At 63.7% G+C, this 856-nt stretch carries 1 protein-coding gene; it reads right to left on the reverse strand.

Annotated features, from left to right (window positions below):
* Positions 1-856: Ulp1 family isopeptidase (locus AC0YKC_RS33980; protein ID WP_488514242.1), on the reverse strand; the 856-nt coding region annotated here is incomplete at both ends.

An 856-nucleotide genomic window follows, 5' to 3' on the forward strand; every position in this document is an offset into this window, starting at 1 on the left:
GGAGCCCGTCGAGGTCCAGCAGGACTGGCTGCCCTGGTTGCGCCAATCGCCTAACCAGCTCGCGTGTGCCGTCCACCACAAAGACGCCGCAATCATGACCGTTTCGCTGTTGGGGGATGCGGGGTGACTCCAAGCGCGCGCCCAGCCTTGCTGCGAGTTGTCCTGCGGGCGCCTCGTTGTATCTCCCGTTCGAGTCGTAGTGATAGGCAACCGGCCGTTCCCGCTCGCGGCGATCGACGAACAGCAGCGACCAATGGCTGCCGCGGCGATTGGCACTGGCATCGTTCACTGGCATGAACAGGAAGTCGGCCGTGTCGTCGCCATTGTGATCATGAACGATGCGCTGGAATGCGCGTAGCATGTCGCTCTCGGTGCCCAAGCGCAGGCTGCCAAGGGTTATGAGGGGATCCACGAACCGCGTCCGGGCGGCGAGACCCGGATTGTTCCCCTGCAACTCTTGCGTCAGGAGCTGGTAGTCCCTCAGGACATGCTCGTCGCCCAGCCATTCCATGTCCTGGAGCACCAGCCCGCGGCCGTGAGACGGGGCTGTCGGACCCAAAGCCGCGATCTGAGCATCGGCGGACATGCTCGCAAACGCCGGCACGGAATTATCATCGTCGCGTGATTCAGACGGCGTGGCCGCAGTCAGATCAACCAATGGAAAATCCCGGTAGGTGTCTGGGCGGGCGCTGGCAGCGGGCGCTGACGCTGCTTCCAGGGTCGGCCACATACTCCAATCAAAGTTGAGCGGCATCTGCGGCCACCAGGTTGAGGCGAACCGGGCAGGTTCTTGCCGTCCGGCCTGGACGATGTCCTGCGCCTGCGATGGCAATGCACCCAGTTGATGGATGGGGTC

This window comes from Mesorhizobium sp. CNPSo 4661, from assembly GCF_057784215.1.